The organism is Halomonas sp. A11-A, from assembly GCF_003182195.1.
Classification (GTDB): Bacteria; Pseudomonadota; Gammaproteobacteria; order Pseudomonadales; family Halomonadaceae; genus Halomonas; species Halomonas alkalicola.
In genome coordinates this window covers 31,951-39,492 of sequence record NZ_QGTM01000026.1, presented here as the reverse complement: position 1 = coordinate 39,492, position 7,542 = coordinate 31,951, and the positions used below count along the sequence as shown (strand labels likewise).

Annotated in this window: 12 protein-coding genes; all 12 read right to left on the bottom strand. The window is 58.1% G+C overall.

Features of this window, described 5'->3' with window-relative positions; genetic code table 11:
• Positions 1–58: 58 nt before the first annotated feature.
• Entirely contained in the window at positions 59–925 is an 867-nt protein-coding gene (locus DER72_RS13750; protein ID WP_146209065.1) for a hypothetical protein, read from the bottom strand.
• 3 nt (positions 926–928) lie between these two features.
• Positions 929–1,210: a PilX N-terminal domain-containing pilus assembly protein gene (locus DER72_RS13745; protein WP_110070548.1), complete on the bottom strand. Its 282-nt coding sequence runs from the start codon at positions 1,208–1,210 to the stop codon at positions 929–931.
• 142 nt (positions 1,211–1,352) lie between these two features.
• Positions 1,353–2,465 (bottom strand): PilX N-terminal domain-containing pilus assembly protein, encoded by a 1,113-nt coding sequence (locus tag DER72_RS13740; protein WP_181395677.1) that lies wholly within the window; start codon positions 2,463–2,465, stop codon positions 1,353–1,355.
• Positions 2,466–2,505: 40 nt separating this feature from the next.
• Positions 2,506–3,063, bottom strand: a complete 558-nt coding sequence (locus tag DER72_RS13735; RefSeq protein WP_110070547.1) for a PilW family protein — start codon at positions 3,061–3,063, stop codon at positions 2,506–2,508.
• Positions 3,060–3,500: a type IV pilus modification protein PilV gene (gene pilV / locus DER72_RS13730; protein ID WP_110070546.1), complete on the bottom strand. Its 441-nt coding sequence runs from the start codon at positions 3,498–3,500 to the stop codon at positions 3,060–3,062. The genes DER72_RS13735 and pilV overlap by 4 nt, the downstream gene beginning before the upstream one ends.
• Complete coding sequence (locus tag DER72_RS13725; protein WP_110070545.1) at positions 3,500–3,976, bottom strand: GspH/FimT family pseudopilin; 477 nt, start codon at positions 3,974–3,976, stop codon at positions 3,500–3,502. The genes pilV and DER72_RS13725 overlap by 1 nt, the downstream gene beginning before the upstream one ends.
• The gene (locus DER72_RS13720) at positions 3,945–4,376 is read right to left on the bottom strand and encodes a type IV pilin protein (RefSeq protein WP_258306311.1); all 432 of its coding nucleotides are present in this window, start codon (positions 4,374–4,376) and stop codon (positions 3,945–3,947) included. The genes DER72_RS13725 and DER72_RS13720 overlap by 32 nt, the downstream gene beginning before the upstream one ends.
• Positions 4,377–4,809: 433 nt before the next feature.
• Positions 4,810–5,079, bottom strand: coding sequence for a BrnA antitoxin family protein (locus DER72_RS13710; RefSeq protein ID WP_110070542.1), 270 nt, complete (start codon positions 5,077–5,079; stop codon positions 4,810–4,812).
• A complete protein-coding gene (locus tag DER72_RS13705) occupies positions 5,057–5,332 on the bottom strand; it encodes a BrnT family toxin (protein WP_110070541.1) in 276 nt (91 codons plus the stop codon). Before DER72_RS13705 ends, DER72_RS13710 begins: the two co-directional genes overlap by 23 nt.
• Before the next feature lie 71 nt (positions 5,333–5,403).
• Entirely contained in the window at positions 5,404–6,375 is a 972-nt protein-coding gene (ispH, locus tag DER72_RS13700) for a 4-hydroxy-3-methylbut-2-enyl diphosphate reductase (protein WP_110070540.1), read from the bottom strand.
• Between the two features lie 174 nt (positions 6,376–6,549).
• A complete protein-coding gene (gene fkpB, locus DER72_RS13695; protein ID WP_110070539.1) occupies positions 6,550–6,996 on the bottom strand; it encodes an FKBP-type peptidyl-prolyl cis-trans isomerase in 447 nt (148 codons plus the stop codon).
• Positions 6,997–7,009: 13 nt separating this feature from the next.
• Positions 7,010–7,501 (bottom strand): signal peptidase II, encoded by a 492-nt coding sequence (lspA, locus tag DER72_RS13690; RefSeq protein WP_110070538.1) that lies wholly within the window; start codon positions 7,499–7,501, stop codon positions 7,010–7,012.
• Positions 7,502–7,542: the final 41 nt, after the last annotated feature.

Sequence of the window (7,542 nt, the reverse complement as noted above, 5' to 3'; positions counted from 1 at the left end):
CAAAGAATTCGGCCAGAAATGGCTAAGTCACTGAATTCTCATGCCATGAGTGCCGATTTCAGGCCAAAATCGGACTGGAAGTGTCGAACTCGGGGCCACCGCCATCGCCTCCAAACCAGCCCTCCTCAAGCTCGCTCAGTATGGCCGGGTCATGAACAAAGGCTGAGGCACCACCACCGTTCATCGTGATGTAAGAGTCACCCAGGTCAAACCCATCCGCCGTTTGCTGTCCATCAGGGTTAGCCGGCAGATGAACCAGCGCCCCGCGCAGGGACCCGGAGCCACCGCCGTTATAGATGATGTTTTCTCCCCGGACCAGGATCACACCCTCATAGTAGTTGTAGCCGTCCCAGTAAAAGTCACCGTCAACGACCAGCAGTCCACCCGAAGACTCGCCGTCGGCATAGCAGGACGGCACATCTCCTTCCTTCTCCTCCCCTTCCCGGAGAGCGCAGCTTCCGCCGTAGTACTTCACATTACTGTGGTGAGAGTATTTGGCAAAATCCACAAGGGCGGCTATCTGAGCAAGCTCCTCGTCACTATACTGCATGGCCTGAACCAGCTCATCATCGACGGTCGCACGGTTCCCCTCGTTATTGGCAGAGAACGTGATGTCCTCCACATCACCGGGGTTCTGAACGGCGATGGAGTAGCCTTCGTTGTCGCCCCCCACTCGGGTGATGGTGAACGGACGGCTATTGGTATGGCTGAAGCCCTCTACGTTGCCGAGCAGCGTAATGGGGTCGAAATCAGCAAGGCCGGGGCCGCGATAGTCCTCCAGCACCAGCACGCTCAGCGGCTCGCTTACCGCAATGACCCTGTCGCTGTCGGCAACGGCTCCCATGGCCAGGATATAGGTGACACCACCAATCCTGGCGTAGCGGTAGTGGCACTCGACATTCCCGGAGCAGGCATCGGAGCTCAATACCTAGCCATTGAATTCGGCATCATTACCGAAGCCCTGCCAGCCCAGGCTGGAAAGCTCCGCCAGGGACAGGCTGACAGAGACAAAGTCATCAGGGCCCTCCAGCGCCCCAAAGCCGGCACAGGCCGCCTTCTCCGCCCCCATCTGGGCATCCGCCTGCGCCCTGTAGTTGCCCGCCAGCCGCTCATCCACCTGGGAGGACTGCATCATGGACAGGCCTACCATCAGGGCAATCGCCAGCAAGGCGAGAACCACTACTAATGCTGCGCCAAGCCTCTTATTCATGCACCCTCACAAGAAGATTATTAGTTAAAAACCACACCACCCAAGATTGAAGGCCAGGCACATAAAATTAAAGCTATGGAACCAATAGAGCACAATATCCCCAACCCAAGATTTTAGCACCAAAAAATTAAAATACGCACCCTCAAAACCAGCCCTTAATCTCCCAACCAGAGTCACCCTCACTTGAACCTGATGCTCTGTTCACAAGATCAATGGCAGCTTGACTATACCTTACGGCCGTATTTCCTGAAATATCTACATCAGGAACCTCTAGGTCATCGCTATAAGCCCCCTCAAGCGTGACTATTGTACCATAGACTCTCGGAGTTCCGTTATATTCAATTCTCGCGCCCGGCTCAACTATAACAACCCCCTCATGATGGCCATTCCCAGAAAGGTCAAAAGTAGCCCCTGCCCTTACAACAATAACGCCGACTGTATTCACATTTCCCGTACCCCTCGTCACCTTACCTTGGACAATCTCAACGAAAGCGGGGGAAGCTCTATCATTAAGGGAAGGCACAGTATCACCATCAAAAAACCTATCCGTGAAACTAATCGCACTAACATAATCAAGCCAGTCGTCTTTAGTCATAGCGCCTTCAAGAGGCTCAGTACGACAGTCCTTATACTCGCCAATAACATCTGGATAATAACACTTATCTCTATCATTTTCCTCCACCCCCGAAGGCCCTGAATTACATGCACCACCATTACAACCAGGATCACTTGGGGTCATGTGATCAATGCCAGTTAAATCAGAAGATCCTTTAATCCTGTAAGAGCAAAAAGTACCATAACACTGATGAGCAGCTTGCGGGCCTAAAAAATACCCGCCCCTATTAACACGAACAACCAAAGGGGAGCTTTCCGAAACAACACCAGCGCCCACTACAACCACAGCACCAATAGCAACAATATACTTTTCATCACCATCTTCAAAGTACCGATATAAACACTCAACATTTCCCTCGCAGCCCCCGTCCCCACCGACACCCACAAAATCCACCCAGCGCAAACTTTCCAAACCGGTGCTGTTCAAGTCAGAAACGTCTTCCCAATCTGCATTTCTTACATTTTCCCATCCAGCAGCTGCTGCTGTTTCCGCCCCCATCTGAGCATCCGCCTGAGCCTTGTAATTCCCCGCCAGTCTCTCATCAACCTGCGAGGCCTGCATGCTGGACAGACCCACCATCAGCGAGATAGCAAGCAGTGACAGCACTACTACCAAAGCTGCTCCGTTCTGACGTTTCATCACCATACTCCATGAAGCTCACGGCTTCGTAGAAAACCTATCAGTTACTACCACTGCTCGTGACTGCCGCCGTACGATTGACGGCATGGAAAATAAACTCATCTGACTCGCTTCCTCCATCGGTCGCAATCAAATCAAAGAAAACAACCCACACACCATCTACGTTGCCAGCCTCCACATGAAAGCCATCATTAGGCCCGTCAGGATTAAAGGCTGACACTAACGTGTCCGGCCCACTACTAGATACGCCACTAGATACGCCACAAACTTGCGAGAGCCGAAAATCACCACCTGACAAGAAATACGTTTTCACCACAGCTTGACCAGCAAAGCATCCTGCAAGATCACCGCGATTAGAAACAGTCAGCTCGAGTGAATTATTGTCAAAAGCAATACTGCCGGGGTTCGCCCGCCGAATATCTCTAAGCAATGTCTCAACGGCGAAATTAACCGCTGCCTGCTTTTCGCTGAGCGTTTCCACCTGGCGATTGGTCTGAAAGACGGTCAAGAATAACTGGCCGGCACCCAGGATGATGATCAGACCGATCACCATAGCCACCATCAACTCGACTAGGGAGAAACCACTATTTCGCTTCATGGCTGAACTCCCGGCAAACGCACCGTATACTGGAATACGGGGTCGACCTCTTCACCAAATCTACTGTCCGACCACTGAACCGATATATCGAACTCACACTCTTCATTCGGTGATCCCGGCGGTGTCACTGCTGCTAGCACGAGCCCCGGGAGGTACCCTTCCCAGGTATCATGCCAGCTTTCCTCGCCGCCAAAACCTTTAGCGTCGGACCAGGACGGACATACTCTATTCCCGACTTCCGCCATCCTGGCCCACAGTCTTTCCTGCGCATCCTGCGCCGCCAAGGAGGCAATGGAGCGCTGATAGGCCGTATGAGCGCCTTGGAGCGCCTTTAGCTGCATAGCGGCGACGCCCAGCATGCCGATGGAGAGCACCAGCAAAGCAACCAATGCTTCTATCAAAGTAAAGCCACGCTCGACTGATGTCCTGGAAGCCACTATGCCCCACCTCCCACTCTTCCCATTGCGCTGACACTGATAGTGCGATCACCCACACCTGAAAATTTATTACTGAGAGATAGATCACACCCAGAAGAGCAGGAGCCAGACGGCTTACCAAGCGGTCCAAAGGTAACAGAAAAACCATCCGTCAATGATGTTCGCTCGTCTTTACCAGATCGCTGGCGCAATACACCTCCATCAGAAATCTGATATACCCAAGGCTCTGACTGCGTAACAGAAAACGTCACGTCGATGCGCCGCTTAACTGCCTCACTCCTGGCAAAATTAAGACCAGAAAGCACTTCATTGTAGTCAGAAGCCACTCTACTCGTTGCCATCATGCGTTGAAATCCGGGCACTGCGACGGTCTCTAAAATTACGGCTACCGCCAATGTGACCAAGAGTTCAATAAGCGTAAAGCCGCGCACTTTTGACATAACGTTACCAACATCCTTCAGGGCCACGCGTCCCATCACTGCTCTGGGTAAGAGCCCTACAATCTGCTGGAGATGTTGGAACTCGTGTCCCCCCAGAAGCCTCTAGCGTATATGTTGCACCGGGTGTTGTGCCGTCGAGGAACCCGATTTTCGGGTAAACACCTTCAGGCGATGAAGTCGTCTGCAGGCATGCTTCTTGATATTCGTAATTCTGTGTATAACACCGCTCCATTTCCCCGGCTGCCTGCATAAGGCCCGCCTGACCATCTGAAAGGCGTGAACGCTCCACATATCCCTGATAGCTGGGTATGGCAATTGCCGCCAAGATCCCGATCACGGCTACCGCAATCATCAGTTCGATGAGGGTAAAGCCGGCGCTGCGCCGGGTGCTGCCTGTGGGGCTCTGGGGCCTGCGTCGGGTGCTGGGTGGGGTCACGCCGCGCCTCTCTTGCGTTCATTACGTTTGGTTTCAGTATGTATCAGGAATAGGGTTTTCGATAGGGTGCCGGGGCAAAAATGCCCGGATGGTAAGCGATGGCTTACAGTGTAGCGCTTGGTACGCAAGGAAGCAGGCGTGTGGCGTAATTGCCGGGCGCCTGTCGGCGCCTCACCGCTGCGCGGTGTTCGCCCGGGGAACCCGGGCTCCCACCAGTAGTCCCGCTGCTGGAGGTTCAATGCAGGCTCAACCACCAATAACAACGCCGCCGTCATGGCGATGACGGCGGCGTTGTTGTTGGTGCACGCCTCGGGCGCGCTACTCGCTGACGATCACCCGCTCGCGCAGCTCCCGGGGCATCGAGAAGGTGATGGTCTCCTCGCGGCCGGCGAGCTCCTCGGGGGCGGCGGCCTGCTCGGCTCGGCGTTGTCGATCACCCGTGGCGATGTTCTCTGATGTACTGCTTCAGAGCTTGGTCAATGCGTCGCTGCCAACCTTCCCCCCCTGCCTTGAAGTGTTCAATCACTTCCGGTGATAAACGGATCGACGTCTTTACCTTCGTCGGCGAGCGCTGCTTGCCACGCTGGCCGATGGTGCGCTGCAGGTTTGCGGGAAGGACCTCCGACATCGGGCGCATACGCTTCACATCGGCGTCGGTGAGCTCGCTAACCTCTCCGTCCTTATCCGTGAGTCGCATTTTCATAGCGGCGTACCTCCCGTGGGTTAGCCTTCCTCAGGCTGATGACTCGAATCCCGTCCTCGATTGGCGTAAAGCACACCACATGCACGCGCTGGCCAATCTTCCCCAAAGCGATAAACCGGCGCTCTGGGTACTCGAAACGGTTGTCTTCCGTGAAGACGGCACCCTCCCAGTCAAAGTGCTCTACCGCAGTGAAGGGTAGACCGCGATCCTGTTGGTTTCGAGCACTCTTGTTGGGATCGAAGTCGATGATCATGGCTTTTATTGTATGGACAAAAAGAGGCGAAGGAAAGTTCTATCGCCCAGCAGGACCGAGCTCCATGGTCATCATGACTCGCTGACGATCACCCGCTCGCGCAGCTCGCGCGGCATGGAGAAGGTGATGGTCTCGGCGCGGCCGTCGAGCTCCTCGGGGGCGGCGGCGCCCAGCGCCTGCAGGCGGGCGATCACGCCCTGCACCAACACCTCGGGGGCGCTGGCGCCGGCGGTGACACCGATAGCGTTGACGCCCTCGAGCCAGGCGGGATCGATCTGCTCGGCGCTGTCGATCAGGTAGGCGGGGGTGCCGACCCGCTCGGAGAGCTCGCGCAGACGGTTGGAGTTGGAGCTATTGGGGCTGCCCACCACCAGCACCAGGTCGCTGCTGGCAGCCAGCTCACGCACGGCGTCCTGGCGGTTCTGGGTGGCGTAGCAGATGTCGTCCTTGCGCGGGCCCTCGATCTGCGGAAACTTGGCGCGCAGGGCGTCGATCACCCGGGCGGTGTCGTCCATGGAGAGGGTGGTCTGGGTGACGAAGGCGAGCTTGCTCGGGTCCTTGACCTCGAGCTTGGCGACATCCTCCTCGTCCTCCACCAGGTAGATGGCGCCGCCATGGGAGGTGTCGTAGCGCCCCATGGTGCCCTCCACCTCGGGGTGCCCCTCGTGGCCGATCAGGATGCACTCCTGGCCACGCCGGGCGTAGCGCAGCACCTCCATATGTACCTTGGTGACCAGCGGGCAGGTGGCGTCGAACACCTTGAGGCCGCGGCGCTCGGCCTCCTCCTGCACGGCGCGGGAGACGCCGTGGGCGGAGAAGATCACGATGACGTCGTCGGGCACCTCGTGGAGCTCCTCGACGAAGATGGCGCCCCGGCTGCGCAGGGTGTCCACCACGAACCGGTTGTGGACAACTTCATGGCGCACGTAGATGGGTGCCCCGAAGACATCCAGCGCCCGGTTGACGATCTCGATGGCGCGGTCGACGCCGGCGCAGAAACCACGCGGGTTGGCCAGCCGGATCTGCACGGAGTTAGCTTGCATGATTATCTGCCTTGATGCGTCGGGGGCATCTGCGGGTTGATTCGTTGGGGGCTGACCGCCGGGGCGCCTGCGGCGCCATTCGCCGGGCAAAGCCCAGCTCCCACCAGTAGACCGTAGTCTTCGTGACACTACCTAACCCCCTGAGAGGGCTCCGGTGGCGCTGGCCATCGCCGCTCAGTGCGTCGTGGCGGGCTTCACGTCCAATACTTCCACCTCGAAGGTCAGGGTACGCCCGGCCAGCGGGTGGTTGAAGTCCACGTCCACCATCTCGCCCTCGATGGCGCTGATCACGCCGGGCAACTCGCCGCCGGAGGGGTCGGAGAAGGACATCACGGTGCCTACCTCCAGCGCCTCGTCGCCGAAGTCGTCGCGTTTCAGGCGCTGGATGTTCTGGGGATTGCGCTGGCCGAAGGCGTGCTCCGGGGTGATCTCGAAGCTTGCGCTCTCGCCGGCGGCCATGCCCTTCATGGGGTGCTCGAAGCCGGGCGGCAGGTTGCCGTCGCCCACCTGGAAGGTGGCCGGGGCCTTGTCGCGGGTGGAGTCCACCACGGTGCCGTCTTCCAGCTTGAGGGTGAAGTGCAGGGTGACTTCCATGCCCTCGTCGATGCGATAGTCGCTCATTGCGCTCTCTCTATCAGGAATTGCGTTGCCGCACGCGGCGCTTCTCCCCGAACACCGACTCCCAGATCAGGCCGATGGCCCCCAGGGTGATGCCGATGTCCGCGACGTTGAAGGCCGGGTAGTACCAGCCGGCGACGTGGAAGGAGAGGAAGTCCACCACGTAGCCGTGCACCAGGCGGTCGTAGAGGTTGCCCAGGGCGCCGCCGATGATGGCCGCGAGCGAACACGCCAGCAGCGTCTCGTCGCGCTTCAGCCGGGTCAGCCAGAGGGTCAGGCCGACGCTGGCCCCCACCGCGATGACGGCGAAGAACCAGCGCTGCCAGCCGGGATGGTCGGCCAGGAAGCTGAAGGCGGCGCCAGTGTTGTGGAGCAGCGTCAGGTTGAAGAAGGGCAGCACCTCCACCGGCCGGGCGTACTCCAGCCAGGCGCTGGCGGCGTACTTGGTGGCGAGGTCCAGCACGATGATCGCCACGGAAAGCCAGAGCCAGCGCAGCGGGCGCTGCATGGGCGGCACCCCTGGGGGGTTGGCGGGGGCGTGCTTAGCAT